This is a genomic window from Chitinophaga cymbidii (assembly GCF_007992715.1).
In the GTDB taxonomy this organism is placed as follows: Bacteria; Bacteroidota; Bacteroidia; order Chitinophagales; family Chitinophagaceae; genus Chitinophaga; species Chitinophaga cymbidii.
The window spans coordinates 91858-118808 of record NZ_BKAU01000001.1; the positions used below are offsets into that span (position 1 = coordinate 91858).

19 protein-coding genes and 1 riboswitch are annotated in these 26951 nt (G+C 47.0%); of the genes, 5 read left to right on the plus strand and 14 right to left on the minus strand.

The annotated features are described in order from the left end of the window. Positions 1-49: 49 nt before the first annotated feature. The 3 genes from CCY01nite_RS00380 (at position 50) to CCY01nite_RS00390 (ending at position 5540) form a co-directional block, all read left to right on the plus strand. The gene (locus tag CCY01nite_RS00380) at positions 50-1603 is read left to right on the plus strand and encodes a hypothetical protein (RefSeq protein WP_146857324.1); all 1554 of its coding nucleotides are present in this window, start codon (positions 50-52) and stop codon (positions 1601-1603) included. A gap of 178 nt (positions 1604-1781) precedes the next feature. Next, a riboswitch (cobalamin riboswitch) is annotated at positions 1782-1987 on the plus strand. Between the two features lie 140 nt (positions 1988-2127). Further along, entirely contained in the window at positions 2128-3102 is a 975-nt protein-coding gene (locus CCY01nite_RS00385; protein ID WP_146857325.1) for a ribonucleoside-diphosphate reductase small subunit, read from the plus strand. A gap of 62 nt (positions 3103-3164) precedes the next feature. Next, a complete protein-coding gene (locus CCY01nite_RS00390; RefSeq protein ID WP_146857326.1) occupies positions 3165-5540 on the plus strand; it encodes a ribonucleoside-diphosphate reductase subunit alpha in 2376 nt (791 codons plus the stop codon). Between the two features lie 82 nt (positions 5541-5622). Here the strand turns inward: CCY01nite_RS00390 and CCY01nite_RS00395 are convergent, their stop codons facing one another. From CCY01nite_RS00395 to CCY01nite_RS00410, 4 genes are all read right to left on the minus strand, one after another. Continuing rightward, the gene (locus CCY01nite_RS00395; protein WP_146857327.1) at positions 5623-6216 is read right to left on the minus strand and encodes a response regulator transcription factor; all 594 of its coding nucleotides are present in this window, start codon (positions 6214-6216) and stop codon (positions 5623-5625) included. Between the two features lies 1 nt (position 6217). After that, complete coding sequence (locus tag CCY01nite_RS00400; RefSeq protein ID WP_186830834.1) at positions 6218-7216, minus strand: sensor histidine kinase; 999 nt, start codon at positions 7214-7216, stop codon at positions 6218-6220. A 352-nt stretch (positions 7217-7568) separates the two neighbouring features. Continuing rightward, positions 7569-8042 (minus strand): TlpA family protein disulfide reductase, encoded by a 474-nt coding sequence (locus CCY01nite_RS00405; RefSeq protein WP_146857329.1) that lies wholly within the window; start codon positions 8040-8042, stop codon positions 7569-7571. A gap of 2 nt (positions 8043-8044) precedes the next feature. Further along, positions 8045-8638: a TrmH family RNA methyltransferase gene (locus CCY01nite_RS00410; protein ID WP_146857330.1), complete on the minus strand. Its 594-nt coding sequence runs from the start codon at positions 8636-8638 to the stop codon at positions 8045-8047. Positions 8639-8728: 90 nt separating this feature from the next. Here CCY01nite_RS00410 and CCY01nite_RS00415 point away from each other — a divergent pair, with 90 nt between their 5' ends. After that, positions 8729-11428 (plus strand): AsmA-like C-terminal region-containing protein, encoded by a 2700-nt coding sequence (locus CCY01nite_RS00415; RefSeq protein WP_146857331.1) that lies wholly within the window; start codon positions 8729-8731, stop codon positions 11426-11428. A 70-nt stretch (positions 11429-11498) separates the two neighbouring features. After that, entirely contained in the window at positions 11499-11885 is a 387-nt protein-coding gene (locus CCY01nite_RS00420; protein ID WP_146857332.1) for an SdpI family protein, read from the plus strand. A gap of 105 nt (positions 11886-11990) precedes the next feature. Here CCY01nite_RS00420 and CCY01nite_RS00425 read toward each other — a convergent pair whose 3' ends face one another. The 10 genes from CCY01nite_RS00425 to CCY01nite_RS00470 all read right to left on the minus strand — a co-directional run bounded on the left by CCY01nite_RS00425 (position 11991) and on the right by CCY01nite_RS00470 (position 26944). Next, on the minus strand, positions 11991-12923 hold the full coding sequence (locus tag CCY01nite_RS00425; protein ID WP_186830835.1) for a phosphodiester glycosidase family protein: 933 nt from the start codon (positions 12921-12923) through the stop codon (positions 11991-11993). A gap of 135 nt (positions 12924-13058) precedes the next feature. After that, positions 13059-13277 carry a hypothetical protein gene (locus CCY01nite_RS00430; RefSeq protein WP_146857334.1) on the minus strand — a complete coding sequence of 73 codons (219 nt, stop codon included), beginning with the start codon at positions 13275-13277 and terminating at the stop codon, positions 13059-13061. Between the two features lie 113 nt (positions 13278-13390). Further along, positions 13391-16786, minus strand: coding sequence for a hypothetical protein (locus tag CCY01nite_RS00435; RefSeq protein WP_146857335.1), 3396 nt, complete (start codon positions 16784-16786; stop codon positions 13391-13393). A gap of 515 nt (positions 16787-17301) precedes the next feature. After that, the gene (locus tag CCY01nite_RS00440) at positions 17302-18234 is read right to left on the minus strand and encodes an RHS repeat-associated core domain-containing protein (RefSeq protein WP_146857336.1); all 933 of its coding nucleotides are present in this window, start codon (positions 18232-18234) and stop codon (positions 17302-17304) included. Between the two features lie 541 nt (positions 18235-18775). Continuing rightward, entirely contained in the window at positions 18776-19240 is a 465-nt protein-coding gene (locus CCY01nite_RS00445) for a hypothetical protein (protein WP_146857337.1), read from the minus strand. Positions 19241-19272: 32 nt separating this feature from the next. Further along, positions 19273-20112, minus strand: a complete 840-nt coding sequence (locus tag CCY01nite_RS00450; protein ID WP_262713297.1) for an RHS repeat domain-containing protein — start codon at positions 20110-20112, stop codon at positions 19273-19275. An 11-nt stretch (positions 20113-20123) separates the two neighbouring features. After that, on the minus strand, positions 20124-20681 hold the full coding sequence (locus CCY01nite_RS00455) for a hypothetical protein (RefSeq protein ID WP_146857339.1): 558 nt from the start codon (positions 20679-20681) through the stop codon (positions 20124-20126). 16 nt (positions 20682-20697) lie between these two features. Next, positions 20698-25257: a DUF6443 domain-containing protein gene (locus tag CCY01nite_RS00460; RefSeq protein WP_146857340.1), complete on the minus strand. Its 4560-nt coding sequence runs from the start codon at positions 25255-25257 to the stop codon at positions 20698-20700. Positions 25258-25893: 636 nt separating this feature from the next. Continuing rightward, positions 25894-26382 carry a DUF6984 family protein gene (locus CCY01nite_RS27060; RefSeq protein ID WP_371863609.1) on the minus strand — a complete coding sequence of 163 codons (489 nt, stop codon included), beginning with the start codon at positions 26380-26382 and terminating at the stop codon, positions 25894-25896. Further along, complete coding sequence (locus CCY01nite_RS00470; protein WP_146857341.1) at positions 26369-26944, minus strand: hypothetical protein; 576 nt, start codon at positions 26942-26944, stop codon at positions 26369-26371. The genes CCY01nite_RS27060 and CCY01nite_RS00470 overlap by 14 nt, the downstream gene beginning before the upstream one ends. Positions 26945-26951 lie beyond the last annotated feature (7 nt).

Below are 26951 nucleotides of genomic sequence, written 5' to 3' on the forward strand. Positions count from 1 at the left end.
ATAGCCAATAATTTATTGAGAATCAACAATTTACAATTTCACAACAACGATGCCCAACTCGCATAACGATGCACTATTCATACTGATAAAAACGCTCACAAAGGCCGAAAAACGTAATTTTCAACTGGCATTCAACCGGGATAATACGAAAGAGGACGTACTGTTCATACAGCTGTTTCAGACGCTGGACAAAATGAAGGACTACGATGAGGAGCAGGTGCTGAAGAAGATCCCCGCCATCAAGAAACAGCAGTTAAGCAACGTAAAGGCCCATCTTTATAAACATTTACTCACCACCCTCCGGCTGTTGTACAAAACGAAAGACCCGCTGATCGATCTCCGCGAGCAGCTGGACTATGCAAGGGTACTTTACAACAAGGGGCTGTACCATCAAAGCCTCAAGATACTCGGCAAGGCCAAGGTAAGCGCCCGCGAGCAGGAGGAGGTGATGCTGTATTTCGAGATCGTGGAGTTTGAAAAGCTCATCGAAACCCGCCATATCACCCGCAGTATCGATAACCGCGCGGACGAGCTGAGCGACGAGTCCCGCACCATCAACGAGCAGCTGAACAATGTGAGCAAGCTCTCTACCCTCGCCCTCCGCATGTACGGCATGTACCTGAAGCTCGGCCATGCGCGTGACGACAAAGACGTGCACATCCTCAAAAGCTTCTTCGATTCCAACCTGCCGGCGCAGCCGCAGCACGTGATGAGCTTTTACGAACGCAGCTATCTTTACCAGGCGTACTGCTGGTATTACTATATTTTGCAGGACTTTGTGATGTACTACCGTTACACCCAGAAGTGGGTGGACCTGTTCTCCGAATACCCTTCTCTCCGGGATTCGGACGTAGACCTGTACATCAAGGCCTTGCACAACCTGCTCACGGCGCATTTCCACACCATGAACCATGAGAAGTTCACCGAAGTGCTCTGCGAAATGGAAAGGTTCATTACAGAAAAAGAGGAAACCCTCAATGAAAACACCCGCACCTCCGCATTTGTGTACCTCTACACCGGGAAGATCAACCGTCACTTCCTGGACGGCACCTTCTCCGAAGGGCTGAGCCTGGTGGCCGAAGTGGAAGAAAGAATATCCGAGCACCAGCTGACGGTAGACCAGCACCGGGTACTCGTTTTCTATTACAAGATCGCCTGCCTCTATTTTGGCAGCGGGGACAATAACAACGCCATCGTTTACCTCAACAAGATCATCCACCTGCGGATCGGCAATTTGCGGGCGGACATCCAGTGTTTTGCGCGCATCCTTCACCTGATCGCGCACTACGAGCTGGAGAACTACAGCCTGGTGGAATACCTCATCAAATCCGTCTATCATTTCATTGCCAAGAACAAAGACCTTAGCCTGGTGATGGAAGAGATACTGAAGTTCCTGCGGAAGAACATGTACGCCCACCCGAAGGCGCTGCGCACCGCGTTCATCGAGCTGAAAGGAAGGCTGGAACAGATCGCCCGGAGCCCCTATGAGCGACGGAGTTACCTGTACCTGGACATCGTATCATGGCTGGAAAGCAAGATCGACGGCATACCGGTGCAGGAGGTGATCAGGAAGAAATTCCTCAACAAGGTGCCCCGCATATAATCATGCCAGTTTTTTGACACATTTAATATAAATTTCATACCTCCGGCGTGCAAAAAGCTGTGCAAAAGTCCGTATGTCCCACCCCTGCTATATCTGAAATTTACCCACATTCTTTATCCACACCTGTGGGGAACTTACATTTTTTTCGCCTGACGTGATCGTTACATTTGCATCAAGTTCTTGACTCCGTTGTTCTGGCTTCTTTTCCGATGTAAACGGAATATGAATTAATAGGGAATCGTGTGGAATTCACGAGCAGACGCGCTACTGTGATCCCCTATCTTTTAAGATGCCGGACTCTTCTAACGCCACTGCTCCTCCGGGAGCGGGAAGGCCCGCCCGGCAAGGGAAAGCCAGGAGACCTGCCAGCAACAACGTAACTGTCAAAACCTTCGCGACTAAGGTTATGGCGAAAGTGACCCTCACCGTATCACTCATGGAAAAGTAATCTTCCGTCCGACCGCGTCCCCGACATTGTGAACTAATGGATGGTTCCATCCTGCTAACCATATAAAAACTTTTGTATGAGTAACGAGAATGAGATTTTATTAAAGGAGAACAAAGACAGGTTCGTGCTGCTGCCGATCAATTACCCCAAGCTGTGGGAACATTACAAAAGGCATGAAGCGAGCTTCTGGACGGCGGAAGAGATCGACCTTTCCGGCGACCTGAAAGACTGGGCCGGCATGACGGACGGCGAGCGTCACTTCATTTCGCATGTACTGGCGTTTTTTGCGGCCTCCGATGGCATCGTGAACGAGAACCTGGCGGTGAACTTCATGAGCGAAGTGCAGATACCCGAAGCGCGCTGCTTCTATGGTTTCCAGATCATGATGGAGAACATTCACTCCGAAACCTACGCCCTGCTGATCGACACCTACGTAAAAGACCCCGCCGAGAAAGATCGCCTGTTCCACGCCATTGAAACAGTGCCGGCCGTGAAAAAGAAAGCGGAATGGGCTTTACGCTGGATCGAGAACGGCACCTTCGCGCAACGTCTTGTAGCATTTGCGGCGGTGGAAGGCATCTTCTTCAGCGGCAGCTTCTGCTCTATCTTCTGGCTGAAAAAACGCGGCCTCATGCCCGGCCTCACCTTCTCTAACGAGCTGATCAGCCGCGATGAGGGCCTGCATTGCGAATTTGCCTGCGAACTGTACCGCATGCTCAACGGCAAGCTCTCCGAAACAGAAGTGCACGAGATCATCACAGACGCCGTGAAGATCGAAAAGGAATTTATCACGGACGCGCTGCCCGCCGCACTGATAGGCATGAACAGCGAACTGATGAAACAGTATATCGAGTTCGTGGCGGACAGATGGATATCCGAACTGGGTTACAAGAAAGTATACAACGCCGCCAACCCCTTCGATTTCATGGAAATGATCTCCCTGCAGGGCAAGACCAACTTCTTCGAAAAACGTGTGGGCGATTACCAGAAAGCAGGCGTCATGGGCAACAAGGAAGGCAGCAACACCTTCAGCCTCGACGAAGATTTTTAACGATAACGGATAATACAAATACACCTCCATATATTTCATCACCCATTTAAATTCAACACACTATGTTCGTTATAAAAAGAGACGGAAGAAAGGAATCTGTCAAATTTGACAAGATCACGGCAAGGGTAGAGAAACTGTGTTATGGCCTGGCGCCTGATTATGTGGACTCAATAGATGTAGCGAAGAAAGTGATCCAGGGACTGTACGACGGCGTGACCACCACCGAGCTGGACAACCTGGCTGCGGAAACCGCCGCGTCCCTCACCACCAAACATCCTGACTATGCACAGCTGGCTTCCCGCATCGCGGTGAGCAACCTGCACAAGAATACCGTGAAGTCGTTTTCCAAAACGATGAAGAAGCTGTATGAATACATCGATCCGAAAACCGGCAAACCCGCCGGCCTGCTGAGCGATGAAATATGGGATATCATCCGCAAGAACGCGGACATCCTGGATTCTACCATCATCTACGACCGCGACTTCGCATTCGATTACTTCGGCTTCAAAACGCTGGAACGCTCTTACCTCCTGAAAGTGGACGGCAAGATCGCCGAACGCCCGCAGCATATGTTCATGCGCGTGGCCGTAGGCATCCACAAGGAAGATATCGACTCCGCCATCAAAACATACAACCTGATGAGCGAGCGCTGGTTCACGCATGCCACGCCTACCCTCTTCAACGCGGGTACGCCGAAGCCGCAGATGAGCAGCTGCTTCCTCCTCACCATGCAGGGCGACAGCATCGACGGCATCTACGATACCCTGAAGCAGACCGCGAAGATCTCCCAGAGCGCAGGCGGCATTGGCCTGAGCATTCATAATATCCGTGCAACCGGTTCCTACATCAGCGGCACCAACGGCACATCCAACGGCATCATCCCCATGCTGCGCGTGTTCAACGACACGGCGCGTTATGTGGACCAGGGCGGCGGCAAACGCAAAGGCGCTTTCGCCATCTACCTGGAGCCCTGGCACGCCGATGTGTTCGAATTCCTGGACCTCCGCAAGAACCACGGCAAGGAAGAACTTCGCGCCCGCGACCTGTTCTACGCCCTCTGGATGCCGGACCTGTTCATGAAGCGCGTGGAAGCCAACGGCGAATGGAGCCTGTTCTGTCCGCATGAAGCACCCGGACTGGCCGACTGCTGGGGTGAAGAATTTGAAAAGCTGTATGAGCAATACGAAAAGGAAAACCGCGCCCGCAAAACCGTGAAGGCGCAGGACCTCTGGTTCGCCATCCTGGACGCGCAGATCGAAACCGGTACGCCGTACCTGCTGTACAAGGATTCCGCCAACCGCAAATCCAACCAGCAGAACCTCGGCACCATCAAAAGTTCCAACCTCTGCACAGAGATCATTGAATATACCTCTCCCGAAGAAGTGGCCGTATGTAACCTCGCGTCACTGGCGCTGCCCCGCTTCGTGATCGACGGTAAATTCGATCATCAGAAACTCTACGAGGTAACCTACCAGGCTACGCTCAACCTGAACAAGATCATTGACGAGAACTACTACCCGGTAGAAGAAGCCCGCCGCTCCAACCTGCGCCACCGCCCGATCGGCCTCGGCGTACAGGGCCTGGCCGATGCGTTCTTCCTGCTGCGTTATCCATTCGAAAGCGAACAGGCGCAGACCCTGAACAAGGAGATCTTCGAAACGATCTACTTCGCTTCCCTGACCGCTTCCAAAGACCTCGCGAAGAAAGACGGGTACTACGAGTCATACCCCGGTTCTCCCGCTTCCAAAGGCATCCTGCAATATGATATGTGGGGCGTAACGCCGTCAGAGCGCTGGGACTGGACAGGACTGAAAGGCGAGATCAAAGAGCACGGCATCCGCAACTCCCTGCTGCTGGCGCCGATGCCCACCGCATCTACTTCCCAGATCCTCGGCAACAACGAATGCTTTGAGCCGTACACCTCCAACATCTACACCCGCCGCGTACTGAGCGGTGAGTTCGTGGTGGTGAACAAGCACCTGCTGAAAGACCTCGTGGAGCTGGGCCTGTGGGACAATGACATGAAGAACAAGATCATCGCCGCCAACGGCTCCATCCAGCAGATACCGGAAATTCCTTCCAACATCAAGGAACTCTACAAAACTGTGTGGGAGATCAAGCAGCGCACGATCATCGATATGGCGGCAGACCGCGGCGCGTACATCTGCCAGTCACAGTCACTCAACCTGTTCGTGGACACGCCGTCCGCTTCCAAACTTACTTCCATGCACTTCTACGCCTGGAAGAAAGGGCTGAAGACCGGCATGTACTACCTGCGTACACAGGCAGCGACCCAGGCCGTTCAGTTCACCGTGGAAAAACAGGGCGGGCAGAACATGGTGCCGGTGGTAGCTCCCGCGGAAGGCACGCTGGAACTTGCGGTTCCGGAAGGCGCCGTGTGCACCATGGAAGAAGGTTGTGTAACCTGCAGCGCATAATTGTCAGCTTTAGATACAGGAAGGCCTGGGCGGATATTACGCTCAGGCCTTTTTCGTTGATGGCTGGTTAATGTCGTTGACCTTATTTCAACCCCAGCTGGTAGATCAGCTGCGGGAAGTTGGCGATATTATTCCGGTGCAGCATCCGGCGGCGGTGCGTTTTTACCGTTTCTTCACTGATGAACAGTCTTTTGGCGATCTGTTTGGAAGAAAGGCCCTGCGCCACCAGCTGCACCACTTCCATCTCCCGGTCGCTCAGCTGCACTTTTCCGCTCACCGGCGCGCCCGCTGACCCTTTGTAATAGAATTTGTGGAAAGCCATCTGTACGGCCACCAGGAGCTGTGCGTCACTGAAAGGTTTTACCACGTACATCACGGGTTCCGCTGTGGCCGCGGCCTGTATGGTGGCGGCGTCCGTATAGGCGGTGAGGAAGATGACCTCGCACTGGTACAGCCTCTTCAGCTGCTTTGCCAGTTCCAGGCCATTGATCGGCCCTTTGATGTTGATGTCGCAGATCACCACATGCGGCCGCTTTTCTTCGCAAAGGTCCAGCGCGCCCGCTGCGGTAGGCGATATGCCCGCTATTTCATAATCCTCCTGTATCAGCAATTCTGCAATGCTCTCGGCTGTGATCAGCTCGTCCTCCACGATCAGGATCGTTGCGTTTGTGCTCATGTTATGTTATTACGATGCGAAATATAGTCCCCTTGTTATGCTCAACATGGAGTTGGGCATTTAATTGCAGTACCAGGGTGCGGACCAGCTTCATGCCGAAGGAACCGGGTTTCTGCAGGTCGTCCATGTCTTGCAGTCCCCTGCCGTTATCGGCTACCTGCAGTTCCAGTCCGTGACCGCGCTGTATCAGCGTGATCCTCACCTGTGGCTGTTCAATACCGGAAAAAGCATGCTTGAATGCATTGCTCACCAGTTCATTCACGATCAGCCCCAGCGGAATGGCCCTGTCGATATCCAGCAGGTCCTGCTGCAGCTGCACGTCTATTTTGATGACCTCGCTGCCATATCCGAAGCTGCCGGCCAGGGAACCCGCCAGTGAAGCCAGGTATTGCCCGATCTCCACGGCAGACACGTCCTCGTTCTGGTACAGCCCTTTGTGGATCAGCGCCATCGCCTCGATGCGGGTTCTGCTGGCTTCCAGCGAAGCCCTGGCGGCGTCATCCTCCATGCGGTTATACTGCAATGCCAGCAGGCTGGAAATAACCTGCAGGTTGTTCTTTACGCGGTGATGCAGCTCTTTCAGGATGATCTGTATCCGTTCATGCCGGTCGTTCGCCAGCGCCACGGACTGTTCCAGTTCGGCTTTCAGCAGCAGCAGGTCTTCGTTCTGCCTGCGCACCTGGTTCCTTTCGCGGATGTAGCTGCGCCGGAAAACAACGATCACAACGGTAATGAAGAATACCGTGTACAGGATACCGATACCATGGTCCAGCAGCCGCTCCACACGCGAGTGGTAAGGCACCACCCAGTCCGGGTGCAGGTATTCCAGTACCAGCAGGATGAAAATAATGGCATACAGTATACCGAACAGCAGCCACAGCTGAAAACGCGGCGGTATGACCATCTGCATGATGGTCAGCAGCATAACGATGAGGTAGATGATCGTACCGAATGACCCACCGTTTGAAAAATAAAGGAAGCACATTATTACAGCAGCCACACAGGCATACCATATTACCAGTCCGGGTGTAAAAACCCCTTTGACTCTCGTCTGGTAATAAACAATGATGGAAGCGGTACCCCCTATATAGCCCGGCCATATGGTATAAGCGTTCAAACCGATCAGGTAATTACCTGTAGAGGCCAAAAAAGCAAATAAGGTGATAACGAAACTGGTACTGTTGAAAACCTGGTGCTCAAGCGTAAATGCATGCTTACTGCCCGAAATTGCCGAAAGCAATTTTCTCATATATCTTATACAATGTATAGGAATTCTATCCGAACCTAAAGATATACAATTAATTAGGATTCCAGATCAACCGGGGCAGAATTGACACGTTTGTTGGAGAACGTCACTTCATCAGCCTGCTGACTTCTTCTTTCAACTCCGCTTCACTGATCCCGCCTTCTACAAACTTCCGGTAACCTTTGCCGGCATGAATAAAAATAGTGGCGGGAATGCTTCCTTCCCACCGCGGGTCTATGTGCGCCGCATATTTATTGGCGTTGGATTCGTCCAGCCAGTAAACGGGTGAATGTATCTTATAACGGCGGGCGAACTGACGGATTTTTTGGGGATAAGCGTCTTCCATGTCAAGACTCAGGAATATGAACTTTACTTTCTGGCCTTTCAGCAGCCTGGCCTGTTTTTCGAAATGAGGGATCTCCTTGATGCAAGGCCCGCACCAGGTAGCCCAGAGGTTCACCACCAGCGCGGTATCAGGATGATGCAGCAGCTTTTCCAGTCCGGATACCGGCACACGGGTAACTTCCTGCGACAATGCAGGAAAACTGAAAAACATCAGAAAGGGCAAAAGTTGCTTCATGCTTACAGGTCTTCTTCTTTAAATCCCCACTCTTCCAGCAACGCGGCGCGCCGCGCTTCCGGGAGATCGGGCTGGTTATAATGACCGGCGGCGTGGCGCTGGCGCATGGCTTCGTAAATGCTGACGGCGCAGGCCACGGAGATGTTAAGCGAGCGGATAATGCCCACTTGCGGAATGATAAAATTCCCGTCCGCCATCGCGCGCAGCTCCTCGCTGACGCCGCTGTGCTCATTACCGAAGATGAGCGCTACAGAACCGGTGAAATCAATATCGTAGAGGCTCACGGAATCCGAAGCCAGGTGTGTTGTATAGATCTTGTCGTATTGCTTGCGCAGCACCGCGATCATTTCCTGCGCATTCGTGTAGGCGTGCACCGTTAGCCATTTGGCGGCGCTGGACGAGCTTTTGGCGCCCCATTTTTTATGGCGCGGGATCTTCGTGGTCAGCACGTAGATATCCTGTATGCCCACAGCATCACAGGTACGCATCACCGCGGAAATATTATGAGGGTCCTCCACATTTTCCAGCACCACGGTAATGCCTGCCTGCCGCTTGTGTAGTACGGATAAGAGCCTTTCTCTACGTTCCGGTGTCATAATCTCTGTTAATTTAACGGTAAAATTAGCAGAAATTAAGTTTAGGAGGCGTGATTTACTATTTTAGCGGGAGTTTTATAAATTGCTCCTATGAACGTAAAAAAGATACTGAAAGGTATCGGGATCACCCTGGTGGTGCTCATCGCCCTCCTCATCGCGATCCCCTACCTCTTTAAAGGCCAGATCATTGCAAAGATCAAGACCGAACTGAACAAAAACCTGAATGCCAAAGTAGACTTCGAGGATGTGGACATCAGCCTTTTCCGCCGTTTCCCGCGGCTGGCCGTTGCGCTGGAAGAGCTGCAGGTGACCGGTGTGGACCACTTCAACGGGGATACGCTGGTAGCCGTGAAACGGCTCGACCTGGCGATGGACCTCATGAGCGTCATCAAAGGGGAAAAGATCGATATCTACAACATCGCGGTACAACAGCCACGTATATACGCGATTGTGGATGAAGAAGGCCGCGCCAACTGGGATATCACCAAACCCGATACCGCCGCCACGGAAGAAACGCCGGCCGATACCAGCGCCAGCGACTTTTCCTTCAGCCTCCGGCAATACAGCATCGAGAACGCCACCCTCAAGTACAGCGACCGGCAGGGGCATCTTCACCTTTCCATCGAGCAGCTCGATCATAAAGGGAAAGGGGATTTCTCGCAGGACCAGTTTGTGCTGCAAACGTCCACCACCGCGGGATCATTGAGCTTCGCCTCCGGCTTCGTTCCCTACCTGCTCAATACAAAAGCGGAGATCATCTCCGATATCAACATCGATAACAAAACCAGCACTTATTCCTTCAAAACGGACAAGATCGCCATCAACAACCTGAAGCTGTCCACCGAAGGCTTCGTGCAGTTACTGAATGACAGCAGCTATAAAATGGACATCAAATTCGATGCGCCGTCTACCGACTTCAAGGACATCCTGTCGCTGGTGCCCACCATCTTCACGCAGGATTTCGCAAAGATCAAAACAAGCGGCTCCGCCGTGCTGAATGGATTTGTGAAAGGCACCTATTCGCCGCTGCAAATGCCGGCCTATGCGGTGCATCTCGGCGTGAAGAACGGCTTTTTCCAGTACCCCGACCTGCCGAAGCCGGTGAAGAACATCCAGCTGGCGGTGAACGTTACGAATCCGGACGGCGTGCCGGACCATACGCTGGTAGACGTGCCGCAGGCGCATCTTGAAATGGATGAAAGCCCGGTAGATTTCCGGCTGATGATCAAAACGCCGGTGTCTGACCTTTACCTGGACGCCGCCGCAAAAGGCAAGCTGGACCTCAGCAAGGTTTCACAGTTCGTAAAATTCGAGAAAGGCACTTCCCTCACCGGCCTCCTGGATGCGGACCTCAAAGCCCGCGGCTATATGAGCGCCATCGAAAAGCAGCAATACGAAAGCTTTGATGCCTCCGGCAAGCTCTCCATCACCGACCTGCTGTACCGCAGCGGCGATTACCCGGACGGTGTGAAAGTTTCCACCCTGCTCATGCAGTTCAACCCGAAAAACGTGAGCGTGCCGCAGTTCAACGGCCAATACCTCGGCACCAACTTTACGGCGAACGGCGAGCTGAACAACTTCCTCGCTTACACGTTCCGCAACGAAGCGCTGCAGGGAAAGCTGAATGTGAACGCGGACCAGATCAATCTCGATAAATGGATGGCCACCGGCAGTGAACCGGCTTCCCCCGCTGCCGCGGATACCGCCGCCAGCGGGCCTTTCATCGTTCCCAACAACCTGGACTTCACCATCAACGCACAGGCAGATAAAGTGCATTACGATAAAGTAGACCTGTCGCAGCTATCCGGCTCCCTCCTGCTCCGCGATGAAACCGTTACCCTGAAAAACATCAAGGGCAACGCCCTGCAGGGCAGCATGCAGATAGACGGCACCTACTCTACGAAAGAAGACAAGGAGCATCCCGCCATCAGCCTTACTTACGATGTAAAGGAACTGGACGTGCAGCAAACCTTCAATGCCTTTAATACCGTGCAGAAACTGATGCCGATCGGCAAATTCCTCAGCGGCAAGCTCAGCTCCAAAATGAGCGTTACCGGCAAGCTGGGCGAAGACATGTCCCCCGTGCTGAACACCCTGTCCGGCGAAGGGAACCTATTGCTCATCCAGGGCTTCCTGCAGAAATTCCAGCCGCTGGACCAGCTGGCGAACCAGCTCAACGTAAATGCGCTGAAAGATATTTCTGTAAAAGACATCAAAAACTATTTCGCCTTCACGAACGGCCGCCTCAGCGTGAATCCCTTCCGCGTGAAGCTCAACAATATGAACATGCTGATCGGTGGATCACATGGCTTTGACCAGAGCCTGGACTACACCATCCAGCTGGCCCTGCCGCGCAGCCTGATGGGCAACCAGGGCAACACGCTGGTGAACAACCTCGTTAAACAGGCGAACGACAAAGGCATCCCTGTTAATGTGGGCGACAGCGTTTACCTGAACGTGCTGATGGGCGGCAACATCGCCAAGCCGTCGCTCAAAACCGATCTGAAAGAAATGGCCGGAGATGCGCTGAACAATCTTAAAAATCAGGCTACCGCGCTGGTGCAGAACAAGATCGATTCCGCGAAGAACACGATCAAGGATTCGCTGCAATCCGTGAAGAATGAAGCCGTATCCGCTGTGAAAGACGAGCTGAAAAAGCAGTTGCTTGGCGGAAAAGACAGTACCGGCTCCGGCAAACCGCTGCAGGACGCCGGTAAGGCCGCTGAAAAAACGCTGAATAATACGTTGAAGGGGCTGCTGAACCGGAAAAAAGATACCACAAAGCAGTAACGGGACGCAACAAAACATTTCCCTTGATTGTAATAATAAAAGCGTGGCATTTATCTGTCACGCTTTTATTATGATGACGAACATCCTGCATAGCCCCTTTTGCAATGCCAGCCTGCTGGCAGGATTGTTATTCCTGTTTATGGGATTCATGATCCGGAAATTCCCGCCACGCAGTATGAAAACATGGTACGGGTACCGTACCTTCTCCTCCACCATCAATCAACAGACCTGGGATGAAGGCAATCAATACGCCGCTTATGTGTCGCGCATCATGGCTTATTTCCTGGTACCGTTCGGGCTGATCTGCGGGTTTGTGTTCAGCACCCAGTCCGATGTGTTCATGTATGTGACTATTAGTCCCGTTATCTTCTGCGCATTGCTGCTGACGGGGCTTACTGAATGGCATTTGTTGCAGGTGTTCGATGAAGATGGGGAGCGGAGGAAGGGATCAGTCTGATATGCGTACGTACACATAGGAAGTGCTGGTGCCGGTGGCTTCGCTTTGGCGCCGTATGTAGTTTGAACCTGGCACTTCAATATCTGTTTAACGCAGCGATCATCTTTACTTCCGCCGGATGACCAGCACAGCGGGCACCGCACGCTGGCCGTTGGCATCGGAAGGTTTGATCGTATTCATGTGGTTGACGTAGAGGGCGGAAGAGCCGCCGCCGTCGAGGTTCAAGGCTTCTTCGCAATGCAAGTCTGTAAATATTTTCGCCATCTGCTCCAGCGTAACGCCTTCCGCTACACCTTTATTCCGCCCTTCGATCGCCAGCAGGATCAGCTTGCCATCAGCGGTATACCCCACTGCGGAGCGCGGATGACTGGCGGCAACGCCGTTCATGCGTTCTTCCTTTACTGTCACAAAAGGTTTGCCGTCCTGCACCAGTACCGGTCCGCCGCCTGCTGCTTCTTTCATTTTCCAGCGGTGCGCGCCGCGGGGGTAGCGTTTGTTTGGCTGTCGGTAGGTGGTGTCAGTTCCCTGGATGTCCGGCGTGGCGGGGGCGTCGTAGGCATAGGCTTTTTTCTTTCTACCCACGTTGTAGACCCATGCGATATCCGGTCTTCCTTTTTTATCGATGCCGAAAGCGCCGCGGGTGGTGTATATAGTTTTGTTGCGGACGTTGTGTGATGGCGGGTTTACGGCCAGCACTTTTCCGTTATGCATGACGATGTTCAGGTTGCTGTTGTCTTTAAAGGAAAAGAAGGTGGTGTTGATGACGGACAGCACAGATGGCCCGATCATGCTGTCATATTGCGCAGCGGTGTACCGTTTGCCGTTGCCAATGTGCATTTCGAATGTCAGCTGCGGGTCCTGCAGGTCCGCTTCGAGGTAGAAGGCACGGAAGGGTTTGCCGTCGAGGGAATCCGTGGTTTCGTAAACGCGGATGGAGGGCGGAAGGCCGCTGTTGTGTTTTTCGGAAGGGTGCCAGGTGAGCTGGGCGTGGGCGAAGGCTGGTGTGATAGACAACAGCAGCAAAAAGATTTTTATCATATGAATAAATAAAGAGTGTTGGGTGTAGGGCATAAAATTACATTTCCCATCTGACATTGTCAGCATTCTTCTTCCCTTTGCGACCACCTTCAATAAGAAAAAGCGCTGCACAAAGCCGAAACAATTCAGGCATGCTCAATCAGATAAAACCTCCCAATCTTTCCTGTCAATACCATATTGAATCCATACAGCATCAAAAGCATTCTCTAACGATGCATGCCAGGTGTCAAATGCCATATTCTCGTTCCGATAGTAATAGACAAAATATCCCTTTGTATCACCCTCATCAGATTCAATAACGACCCATTCTACTTCATCTCCTATATCGTTGGAAACAAATGCCCTTAAATTCATATATCTTTTATCTTAATGCAAATCAGGCTAGGATACCAGCGTTATCCTCCGGACATCCCTTCACAATTACCTGCCGCTCAGTATCCGAATAAGGGTGTGTATAATAATAACGGTTATTGAGTAATTGGTTTTTGATATTGATAATCATACACCTTTAAAACCTTTCCATTCCGATCTTTAACCAGCTTGAGGCGCCCTATGTTATCATATTCATAGTAAACAATCTGGCCCTTGGCATCTGTTTCGCTGGTTGCACCTACTATTGGCCTATAGGTATAAGTGTTTATCAGCGCACCATTAGTCCTGGGGTCTGTACGTAACGCGTTCAAAACAGAACGGAGCGTCTGATCGCTGCCCGTGGCATTATCAATTTGAGACTGCGACACAACACTACTTATTGTTGCATAGTCACTGCCTACGATTTTTGCCACAGGATATCTGCCTTTATAGGCCCACAGATAATTAATTGTCACATCATTCTCTCTTGACAAGCTTAGTATATTTCCCTTTGTATCATATTGATTGAACTTCAATTCTGTCACCAATGGATCAGATGCCCGTTTCTGAGTTTGTATTGATGAAGGCATATATAGCTCGTTAAAAGGCTGAAAATAATTCGTTCTAACCAGATTAACCTGATTAGAGTTTATTTTACTCACGACCTCTATTTCAGGCGAAATAATGTGGTTATTGATCATTCCCTGGTAGATACCGTTTGGATCCCTTCCGGTAGCAACCATTTTAGATGGTCTCGCAATAGTTTTTAAAAGTGTTTCCTCTTTGCTACTCAATGTCTCCTCCTCTTCTATCAATCTATCGCCACTGTTATATCTATAAATGCTCTTGTTTAAAATAGTATTGTATCCACCAGGGTACCTCGAATAACCAATTTCAACCAGAGAATCTAATTTTTTCCAATGACTAAACGTGATATTGCTGGTTACTATATAATTGGCAATATTTGTTCTGGGATCGGAAGAATATACATGGATAGGATGCAATAAATAAGCAGCGTAATTGTAGTATGAATTGGATAAGCCTGAATAGCTCCATTTCCTTTCGAGGTCAACAATGTAGTTATCATCTAGTTTCGTCCCATAGTACCGCTCCAGCTCCAGACCATGATCCCAGGCTGAATTTTCCAGCTCGGGCATCAAAACATCCATCTGCGGGTATAAATCAACTAATTCTCTGTAAGAATGGCTATTAAACGCCAGATTAAACTCACCGGCAATAAAGGACGTTCTGCTAGTATCTAAATACTCCGTGACATTCTTGTACGCATACGGCAATCCTCCGTATATATTTATATTGTAATTGCTGTTTGACAGTAACCGAAATATTGAGTATGGAACAAATCCTGTAAGATCACTGTATCCAGGAGGCAAACTGGGCCAAACATCAGGAATCGTATATTCGGCTTCACTATAACTCAATACAGAATAATTTTTCATTGGTACAGATACAAGGGAACTGGAATCTGTATATTTTAAGGTATCGCCTTTTTTCTCAAAAACATTATAATTGTACAACTTTACTACATCCGGGGAACTATCAGAGCTGGAGATCACCTTCTGTACCCTATGTCCCGCATATGCAGAATCAACAGCATCATAAGTAGTATCCTCTATATAATAAAGAGTAGCCCGAACGTTGGTATGTTTGCCCTGAAGCGATAGGTAGAGATTGTATTCCTCATCAGGAGTAAAGTGCAGCTTTACAGTATTTCCTGGATAAAGGTGATTATACTTTGTGGAAAAGTATGTTTGACCAAGTCTTAATTCAATTTCATTTCCGCCGTGGGGGAAATCCATTTGTCCTTCTGAATTCCAAAGCTGAACTTTAGCATAGTATTCACCCTCATCATCTCCGGGAAGGTCCCCTCCATCATAAAAACATTCAAGTAATAGTTCAACATCTCCTTCTTTCGGGAGCCACATCGTGAAGAACCATCCATCGTATGTTTCTGAATCCTCCGTGCCAAACCAATCCATATAAGAAGCATGATGTATATTCTCTACAATTGTCCTGTATTGATTTTGTTCATATATTATTGAATCTTTACCGTCCGTCGGATATATAATCCGGTTCAAAAGGCCGGTCTTACCGCTAGATGAAGGCCGACGGTCGCCAAAAGAAACAGACGATACAGGTAGTATTGAACTTAGCCCTTCTGCTGCTTGTACAGGAACCATTGTACCATTGGGCTTGGCATTATAACATCCCATGTAGTCCTGCGAAAATGAAAAACGGTGTGGCAAGGAAGAGGGAGATATGTAGTCAAACCGATACACTTGCTCAATATTTCCCTGTCCGTCGCGTATACTAAGATCCTCCAAAAAATATCTTGTTTTCAATGCATTCAGCTCCCAGGGATCATTATCACCTAAATGGAAAGACAGCTCCTGTTCAAAGGTACTCGTTGCCACAACCTCATCATACGAAAATTCCAACTCCTTCAAAACGCCCATACTGTTTGTAAGGGTTATTTTACTTAGCAGTTTCTCTCCATAAATATCATTGCGGCTTATATATTCGAAGCCTATGCTAAAGTTATCACCTACAATACTGTTTAATATCCGGGTTTTTGTACTCTTTCGACGCAGGCAAGCTAACTTCTCTGCAGCAGGGCTTAAGCCCGTAAAGTGATACCAATCAGTATATGAAAAATAGTTGAATAAAAAAGATTCAGTATAATCATATATGTATTTATACTCAGCATAGTCATAATTGAATGTAATTGTGTATCCTGTTTGCGAAACAATCTTATCGATAAACCATGCGGTTACTATTCCTCCATATCTATATGGGTTATCGATATCGCACGCGTTTTCACTATCAAACTTCGTTTCTTCTGTCTGTACATTGAAATAGTATTTAACACCATTGTTATCAGTCAGGATAAAAAGGTAGCTCGGGGATGTTTGTACTATATCTATCTTGAAACTCTTGTCATCACTCAAAAGAATGGCCGTGTCGTTTTTAATAATAAATTGACCTGAAACGCCGAATATAGAATAATTAAAAAGGTCATACTGACCATCAAATGTTGTTCCGGAAACTTCCAACTGACGTACTTTATCGTAAGTTGCCTGTGTAAAGTCCTGTGCCCCCGGGTCCCCGAATTCATATCTCGTATCACCAATACGTGATGTGGCGCGTTCATCCGGCACCCCTCTGACTGTTCTGGAAATTATTGGCGTAGTGTTTTCAGACCAGGCAATACCCACTCTGCTGCCCCAATCGTTCACCTTAATACCGGTTGAAAAGTAATGTATTGAGGGGCTGTATTCAATATCACCTTCCTTTACCTCAAAAAGGCTAATGGTCTTACTAAGACCACCAGTACTTTTTTCTACATCCATGCCTCCAAAAGCTCCCAAAGAAGCAACCATTGGAGATGGTGTCAAATTTTTCTCAACGCTTCTGGCATAATCCTGGGCAGACACCATGTTAACAATTAAAAAACAAATCAACCCAATTCCGCAAAATAATTTAATTTCTTTCATAAGTATACCGGGCTTTTTGAACAGCTATTTAGTACCTTCAGGGGGCTTAATCCTTCCAACATCTATAACTCATTCCTGAGGTGAATGAAACGTACATAACTTGGCTATTGCTACTTTTGGGAACCAAGATATATGGCTAACCAAAAGAAACCAATTATACTTATAGTTCCATATGCGAAAAAAAAAGCGCTCTTTTGTTTCCTTGACGATTCTGTATTCTTTAACCATTTGTTCTCTATTACACTAACAGAATGTTTCTCTCGATATATGTACCTTATATAGGTATAGACCTGAAATATTATGAATAAAACGATTGCTATAAGTTTATTAATTTTTTCTTTAGGATCAACTATCGATTGAATCAGCATGATTATAGTCAACACATTCATTGCTTGCAATCCCCCTATTATTGCAGAAGCAGTTGATTCAGCACTTTTTACATTATAGCGTGCATAAAATTTATAGAGAAGATAATATAAAAAATCAAAAAATAACATTAGTTACAATTTATATAGTTACGGAAGCCACCCATGTCTAAGTCGATGTTCCAAGTTGGAAAACCCTGAAATAAACGTCTTCCACGTCGAAGAAACAAAGTTTAAAGTCTTACCAGACACCTCTCCTACATAATTTGCTGCATCTCCAACGTGGTGTCCAATATTCTTTCCCGTGGTTTTTTTAACAATCGGATCTGCAAGGAAATAAACAGCACCAATCACCCAACCCACTCCAGGAATCAACGATGCTCCCCCCATAGCTGCATCTGTACCATTCTTCCAGTTCAAACCATTATTAGCGATATCTAAACCCGTCACAAGAATACCAACAACAGCTACCCTTCGACCTAGAGCATCGACAGTAAGACCTTTTACTACTTGATACTCACCCATCTTAATAACTTCATAGGTGGTTCCTGTATACATATTTACAAACGCTTGCAATCCACTAAGACCGTTTACTGTAAAATCTGTGGAAGTTGAGATTGCACCTAATGCAGTAGCTGTAGTCTCGATAACTTTTTGATATTCCTTTTGCTTTTTCTCGGTGGCATCATCTTTTTCCTTGTTCTTACTTTCTTCTGCTTCATCAGCTTTGTAAACCGTAGTTCCCATTGCTTCTATTTGTCCCATAGCATCTTCATTACTTACTTCTTTGCCGTTCTCATCAACGTACTGTCTAGTTTTCCAATCGTAAGTAAGCATTCCATCAGGATCAATAAAGCGAATCGGATTGTTAAAAGCATAATTATAAGAAGACCACCTTCTTGACATTTCAGTAAGTGGATCGACGTGATTCCACCTGCCAATCTGCGGATCGTACGTCCTCGCACCATAGTCATACCACTCCAAACCACCGCCATTATTGAACTCCTTATTCTGCAATTCCTTCCCGTTATATCCGAACTTATTCTCGGGACTATAGATCGCCTTGTTTGATATCCCGCTCATAGTGAGCCCGTACGGATAATAATGTGTCTCCTCACTGTTACACGGCTATTGTCCACCTTTTTTAAAAAAATAAGATACAGCTTCGCGCTCTCTGAATTTTACGAGATACCGAAAAGTATCTCTGACATTAGATAGAATGGAGATATTCAAAGTGTCTCCCGCTTTCAACAAATCAGGTTCTTCTATACTCTTAATTATCAAAGAATATTCAGAGCAGCCATGCCATTTAATATCATATTGGGTAACTAGCCTCCCGTTCAAATAATCAAGTTGAATAGAATCGTAAAAAATAAAGTATGAATTCTCGTTCAAAACAGTGTCTCCGTTGAAGTACTTTGCACCGGCAACTATGTTATCTCTGGGACAACTAGGCATCTTACAGGCACTACCAGCCATTGAAAGTATATAAATGACAATACAAACATGCAATTTTATCTTCCCAAATAGAGTTACATTCATTTTATCTTTTAGCTGCTTTATATAGTTACACATCTCAAAAAATGAATTTAAGTGCGTCTGAAGTTCAATTAATCAGTTTCATCTACAAGATTCCTTGTTTTACCAGATTCTTTACCTGCTGAATCCTTTCTCGAGACCAAGGGGCAACCTGTTTTTGGGTAAAATACGTCTTTCTATCTACATCGATGCGTATCATATCCACGATATATCTAGATGTAGCATCTTGAATAACCCTCACTTTCACATCCTTTCTATTGCGCTGAATTTTTCTTATTTGGTTAAAATGTAGTGTTTCTATTTCAACTATATCATTATCTTCATCCAGATGACCCTTATATAAAACATTGACAGACATTCTTAACCCATATAAGGCCACTAAAAGTAAAAAACCACCCCCTACAATGATCACTCCCCACCCCAGTCCAATCTTCACCAATAATGCAATATCTATGATGATAAAAAACAGTAGAAATAATCTAATACTACGCCAATACCGTGTTAAAAAATGTCGATTAGCTTCTTCAATCCCAAAAAGCTCTAATTTCATTGCTTCAATGGCTTTTTAAAGTTGTTACTAATTTAGTTGCCTTCTTTTTTTTCGTCTTTTTTCTGCTCAATTGCTTGATCTATCTTTATAACCACTTTTTTACCATCTTTATACGTATCAGTCGCCGTCTTCGTTTTGTCAATAGCAACTAGTGCATCAGACTGGTTTGGCTTGGCTTTTTTCAGCAAATCCTTTGTACCAGTTAATACAGTTTCCAATAATCCTCCAACATCTTGTAAAAGACCGTTTGTACTTTGTCCTGTTGCCACCTCGGTTGTTTTGTCGGCTACAAGCCCAACAGTCTCTCCCAAACCCTCAGGTATCGCTTCCACTTTTGGATTGTCTGGATTAACCGCTTGAGCTATGTCTTTTGTCAGAGTTAAACCTAGTGCCGGTATACCAAGTATTATTCCCGCGGGCCCTCCCAAAAGAATACCTGCAGTTATACCCGCATATTTGAATCCAGTAGCCGCCCCCTCTGCATAGGGTTTTATTTCTTTCAACGCTGTATTCGCGGTATTCTCGATATTCCTGGCAGTAGTTGATGTTACACCAGCCGATTGCCAAAGCTGGGCTTTTAAGTATCCGACGCTTTCAAGTCCCTCCAACTCGACATGTGCTATCACCTTGTTCTCTGAAAATGCATAAGGCGCATTATGAACATAATCACTCGCCAAAGGATCGATTTGTATAAACCGTCCTATCTGCGGATCGTGGTTTCTCCACTTAAAACCATACCAGTGCAGTCCTAACTCATCATCCAAAGGCTGTCCCTGGAACTTCTCGTTCTTGTTCTCCAGCTTGCCCGGAGCCTTGGCACTGATTCCCGCCATTGTAAGCCCGAAAGGATAATAATGCGTCTCCTCTAACACACCCTAGCATACTATCTTGAAATATTGATACGCTCCCAGATAGTGCTATCGTTAGTGATGTACTTTATAATTCCCAATTTTTCATGCCAGAATATCCTATTGGGTTCACCAGGTTTTCCATTTCGATGATAGGCATTAAACTCATAGGTATTACCCTTCTTATATTTCTCTATCGAGCCGGTCGTTAAATCCAAAATTGTTACACTGGAGTTTAGATAGTCTATCATAAGTCGCGTTTGCTTATCGGGATAGGCTTTATACATATATATCAATTTTTCCCCATCAGGCCGATACACTAAGTTCCTGTTTTTATAAGTAACTACTCCGGTATGAGGTAAATACTTATTATGTACTTCAATTGGAATATATTCAGGGTAATATATCTTCTTTCCGATGATATAAGACGTGTCAAATCTTCCGTTTGACGATTTATAAATCAAAGTATCACCAACATTGTAGATATCCAGCCAGCGAAGTTCAGCAACGGTAAAATTTGTTTTCATTGGACGACAACCAATAAAAACAAGAATAGTCAAAGTAATGAATATATTGTATAAGACTAATCTCATCTGCATTCTTTGTTTTTTATTCTATTACATTAACAGTAACGCCCTGATCCCTCCAGTATTTAACCAAGTCATCCAGCCAGGTTTCAACACTATGTCCACCTCTTCCTCCCTCATACTTCTTTCTTTGCACACCCCATTCCGTTCCCCTAATTTTCTCGTAACTGGACTTCCCAAAAAGCTTCGGCAGTAACCCTTTGGAAGAAACCTCATCACTTTCCGTAGAAAATTGTCGGCCTCTTACTCCATCTGGATGAATAATACCACCTGGCTGGTGTGGTGAAAGATAGTCGACAAACTCTATCAATCCTCCGTATGAAGAATAATTAGCAAGTGCAAATGCTATTCCGGCAGCATAAGCAGCACCCTGGCTGTGCCCAACAATCTTAATAGTTTCACCTTCACTCAATGAAATTTCTCCGGAGGTTAACTTTGAAATAAGTTCCAACCCTGCTTCCTCGCCAGATTTAAATCTTGCGGAGGCTGAAGCCTTAGGTGTAAAAGAGCCGTTGGTATAATACGAGTTTTTATCCTTGTACTCATTCATATAAGCAAGATCAACTCCATTCCAATAATCGAACTTCTTCCCTGCATTATGCGGCCCGTCTGAATAAAATCCTCTATCTGGCGCATATTGATTCGAGTTTGGAACAGTATATGTTGTTCCTGGATCAGCCCGATATCTATATTCTTTTGTTGCATCCGTTCCTCCCTTCCAATGATTAAGCATAAATCCACTTGCAAATATGAATAAGTTTCCATCAATGTCTATAGCATTAACCGGGGTATTTCCCGCATAATTATAAGGGGTTAACGCGTAATAGATGTCCGAATAATTGTCTATCACATGCCACCTCCCTATCTGCGGATCGTACATCCTTGCTTCATAGTCATACCACTCCAGGCCACTACCTCCATTCCCTGCAAACTCCTTGTTCTGCAACTCCTTGCCGTTGTACAGGTATTTGTTTTCAAGGCGGTTCGGTGCTTGGCTGCTGATCCCGCTCATGACGAGCCCAAATGGATAATAATGCGTCTCCTCCAACACCGGCCCCGTTGTATGCTGCACCACAATATTATCAAAGAACACATCCTCCACACTCTCATTACTCGTATAAACATACAAAAACCCCGTCCGTTTAATCTCGAACTGATTCGTAGCCAACGTCTGCAACTGATCAGGACTTCCCTGCACCTGCCGCACGCCGCTATTCTCATTGACCAAGTTAAACTGATCGTCAAACATTACAAAATTCAAGTACGCTCTTGGCTTGTTCGACACATTCTGGGTCGGGTCCTGATCTTTCAGTTGTTGATAGCTTGTAGCGCTAAAACTTGTTGTGATCGGGGAACCGGGGCCGGAGCCAGTTCCATGGCCATCAGGACCGGAGCCTCCACCCCCGCTGAACGCTTGCAGCAATGCGCCCAGCATGTCCGGGATCGTGGCGCTGGAAGTGCTCGTGCCTGTAGATTTGTAAAATGCTTTCGCTCCAAGTTGTATCTTATCGCCGGCCATCACCCTCAACACCAACGCCGGCCCGATCTTCTGGCCGCCGGTACCAGCATGTAATTTGGCTACATAGTCATTCGGGTTGGTCGTAGCATCAGCGGGGTAACCTACCGGTTTCGTGCTTCGTGCCGCATCAATGTTACGGTACAGCGCATTCTCCACAGGACTTGAAGCTGTTTCCATCGTAGCTGCATATACGTTTGTATCGGCATCCTCCGTCAATACCATCCGGGTATTTCCCAAATGGTCCTTTAAAAAGTAATCATAAATGTAAGCTACCGGCTGGCTTGTTTTGAACAACGTCCGAATGCGGCCTTCTTCGTGGCTGATAAACTGCAATGTGTCATTGACGTAGACCTGGCCTCCGATGTAATCTGTCACCGTTACTTTATTAGGCGTGACGGTCTGATCGGTTACCGTCTTCTTCAGTTTATTCCCTGCTGCATCATATTGATAGCTGATCGTACCTTTCCCTGTAATAGAGATCGTTTGCGGCAGGTTCAGGTGATTGTAGGCGATCGCGCTGATCTCCTTGTTCTTGTCGCTGATCATATTTCCGTTCACATCGTAGGCATAATCGATATCCGTAGTTGGTGCATTCTGATTTGATGTATTATTTGCAGCCGGTTCCTTGAAATCGCCCAACGTAGTGGTTGGGTCATTGGAGTTGTCACGCACTAACCGCAGCCGGTTACCATTGGAATAGTAACCATAAGATAGCTGATCCACGGTAGCCTTAGCTCCTGCTTTCATACCCTGTTGGGTCATGGATAAAATATTGCCATTGGCGTCATAACCAAGGTTGCTTACACTAAAGTCCACCAGGTTTTTCTGCCAGGTGGAAGTACCGGCATTAACCTGGTTGAAATCTGCATAGGTCAGCCTGTTGGCTTTGTCATAACCATAGCCATAAGCGCGTGCAATTCCATCTCCCTTGCTCTTCCACTTTGCGCCGGCAATGTTGCCATTGTACTGATTAGCAGTAAAACCATAATCATAGCTTAATTCCTGGCCGAACCAATTGGTTGTGCTGCCAGATGTATTGACATACGCTTTGTTAATTCCTTTCATCCAGCCACGAATGTTATATTCATAGGCCAGTTTTTCCATCTGTGCAGCGCCGCTGGTCACCCCGAGCCGCTTTTCCTTCAACTGTCCCATCTCATCGTAGTCCATGACCGCCACCGTTCTTTCGAGACTGGCCTGGTCGTTGAGCCGCTTTTTTACTACCCGCAGTCTGCCGGTAGCATCATAGCGGTTCATCGTCAACACCATAGTTTGTGGAGTTACGCCGCTGCGGGGATTATTGGAACGATGATAGCTGCTCAGCAACTTGCTGTTAAAGTCATACAGGTTTGTTACTACATCCCGGCCACCGGCTACGTTGTCACTGATCGTTTGAATCACCCGTCCTTTGTCATCGTAAAAGATGGTCGTGGTCAGCCACTGGTTCGTACCCAGTACTCTTACACGGGTGCCGGTCGTCAGCCCTTTGATCATCACGCTCGCAGCAGTTGCCGGTTCTGCATAAGGGTTACCGCCGGCCTGTGGTTTGCTGAGATCCCCACTTTCAATATTGTGCTTACCCGTGAACTCATATTTATCGTAGAATGTGTAGGTCAATGGTTGATAACCCGTGATATTAGGGAGTGGATTGGTCACGGTCAATAAAGTGGTCCCGCCGGTCAAAGCCGGATCAATCTCCGCCACAAATTCCGCATTGGTTTCACTTTCAAAACCGTCCTGGAAAAGAATACTATTAGTGGCCTTGTAGCTGGTAACTCCCGCCTGACGGTTACCAATGACAAGGTCTGCTGTTCCGGGGAAAGTGTAATTTACTGTTCCAGCAGCTGTAGCACTGCTCATGGCCGTCTGCAATTGATCCCTGGTAGAATTTGAAGGGTACAACGCGGTCATCACCGGGCGATTCAGTTCATCATAAAAAGTCACCAGCCATTCTTTTGTCGGCGCTTTGCCTCTCTGCACCGCGTCTTGCGTAAAAACAAGCCGGTCCCGCACATCATAGACCATCTGCACAAGGCCCGCGCCGGGCACCTTCTTCTCGATCATTCGCTTACGATGATCATATTGATACTGGAAACAAAGCTCGTCGGCGACAACAGTACTGATCACCCAACTGGTGCTGATCAGTTCAACGGCACGGGGAGGGATCACAAAACGCAAATTGCTCAGATCATCGTACACATAGTAAGTACACAGCCATCCATCATGTGCTGCACCAATAGAAGCGCTAAGCTGAACTTTCTTCAAGACCACCCTGCCATCCTTATCCTTATATTCTACTACCTGGTTGCCTGTTTCATCCAGAACGACGTTCTTATATAGCTGGCCTGCGCCATAAACACGCCCTGAAGCACTGGTCGGGATCGTACCTGTCGCAGGCATATCCCAGATCCTTACACCGTCAGCCGCAGTGTTAACAAGATATTGCGTGGCCATTGGTTTATTGCCTCCTTCCAGCGCCCAGGTGTTACCCGGAGCATAAGTTTTCAACACACGGTTTAACGGGGAAGCCTCAAATTCTGTACGGTTATAATAGATACTTTCTCCCTGCGCCCCGGGATTCAGGCTGCTATTCTGATAAAAAGCCGCCTGTCCCGTAAAGGGAGAGGTTTTAAACTTGCCGTCATTTGTATTGCCGCTCTGCTGCACATAAGGCAGATATTGAAATTGTTCCCGGCCGAAGGCATCGTAGATATGCATGCTCACGATGTCTTTACCACCAGTGACAATCGTATCAATTCCCCCGCTCATTCCTTTCGATACTGTCTGGATCGGCCGGCCCAGCCCGTCAAAGTACTGGGTGGTCTGCTTGACTTCCTTTACTGTTCGCGCAGCGGCGGTCACCACAGCAGGGTCTGTTGTTGGCATGGAAGGTTCCCAGGTACGGATATAGTTGATCGTCGGATTGGTATAAGCAGCAGGAACCGATGCTGCTGTTGCAGACGGACGACCGCTGCTGTTCGGTGCATTCTGGGCCAATGCAATCATCGTCCAACATAAAAAACAGCTTGTAAAAAATAGCCGGCCGGTAAGGGAGCTGATCATTGAAGATGAATTTTAATAGATGAATCCCGTTGTATTACAGGCCACAAACTCCAGGCTAACAACGATAACGTCAATTTCATATGGCAGGGTTACGGGTCATTAATCAAGGTATAGTATTACAGGTATCAAAATAATCAAATATTCAGAAATAAAATATTTTTTATCTCCAAAACACGGCACTTTACAGGACTGCAATAAAAAAGAAGGTGTCTCAAAAATAACTGAGGCACCTTTTTAGTTAGACTATGGTTTATTAAATTTCAGACAGAAAAGTAAATACAGTCGAAGATATTACCCAGCAGCTCCAACAATGGAGTCGTCGGAAGAAAACTCTTTTTGCAAATCCTAAGTTCATTCAGATTGGTTTCGAGAACATTCAATCTCATCTTTCGTTCTAACCTTTCTTTATTTAATTCATCCAGAATAGAATTGGGGAATCATTCACTTTGGTACGGGTTATTTCTTTTCTAATAGTTAATTTTCAGGGGAATTAAAGAAATTAATTATAAAGTTGTGAACTTATGCGCGCGATATTAAAGAAAGCACTCTGGCAATAGGTGACGGTTTCGCAATTTTGTGCACTCAGGGGGGACGGAAGAGGATGTGCGGGTGTTTTTCTGATGGCAGGGATGAGGATTAATGCCGATAAAGGCGAGGGCAAGGCCAGGGTGAAGCGGGTATGAAGCGGATTAAAGGCCGATTAAGGCGGATCCAAGGCCGATAGTATGCGAGTACGAGGCGAGTACGAGGTTTTTTTGGGAGAGATAAATTAAACATTTTTATAATATGAAAAACAGGAAGGTGAAGGAAGACCACATGGGCAATGGCCAGCTTAAACCACATATCCAATTCAAATAATTCCCCATTATTATCCAAATTTAAGGAGGCTATATCACTAACACCATCAGAATCTAAAAATTGGTATTCACTCGACCACTCTCCAAACTCTCGTTTTCCCACAGCATACCCATGACGGAATAAGGTTAGGCTTCCCATGCCACCATCTTGCATTGGCTGAACCATTAAGTCTGATTCCCAATTTGCAGGTAGTGGCTTGACTGCTCTGCATACCAAAAACTTGATAAGCCTTAGTTCTTGTGAGGATGGTTTTCTAATCGACTCCATGTATGTTTATAAATCTAAACTTGCTTATATATCCATAGAATAAATCGAAATTTTTATCTTCAATATTATACAGTAAGGTAGTGGCATTCCCTCTCTGCATAACTAAGTGCTTTCGATGCTCATTAAATGGAATAGCGTTTAAGTTATATTTTCCATTCCCTGTCTGCGCCGTCGATTCAATAAGTTCACCCAACTGATCTCTCGTTGGATTATAAACAGTATCCCGACTAATCTTGCTTTTTTCGAGATTCACTTTTATAAAAACAGTCTGCCCTTTATCATAATAAAAAGAAAAATCAGTAGACCCTATAAACTCATAAAATCTAATCTTCTTAGGTAACCTAACTTCAAAAAATTTCGGATAAATCCTCTCCGTATCCTTTGTCAATACCACATTGGATTTGTATCTAAAAACGTTACTGTCAGGATAGAATTGAAAAAAATCATTTTTAGCATATCCATTGGAATAACTTCTTACTGTATCTACATACCTGGCACAAGAACTGACAATAAATAATGATAGATATAAAGATGCCTTTATAACGCTTTTGGTTGCGCACATAATATTG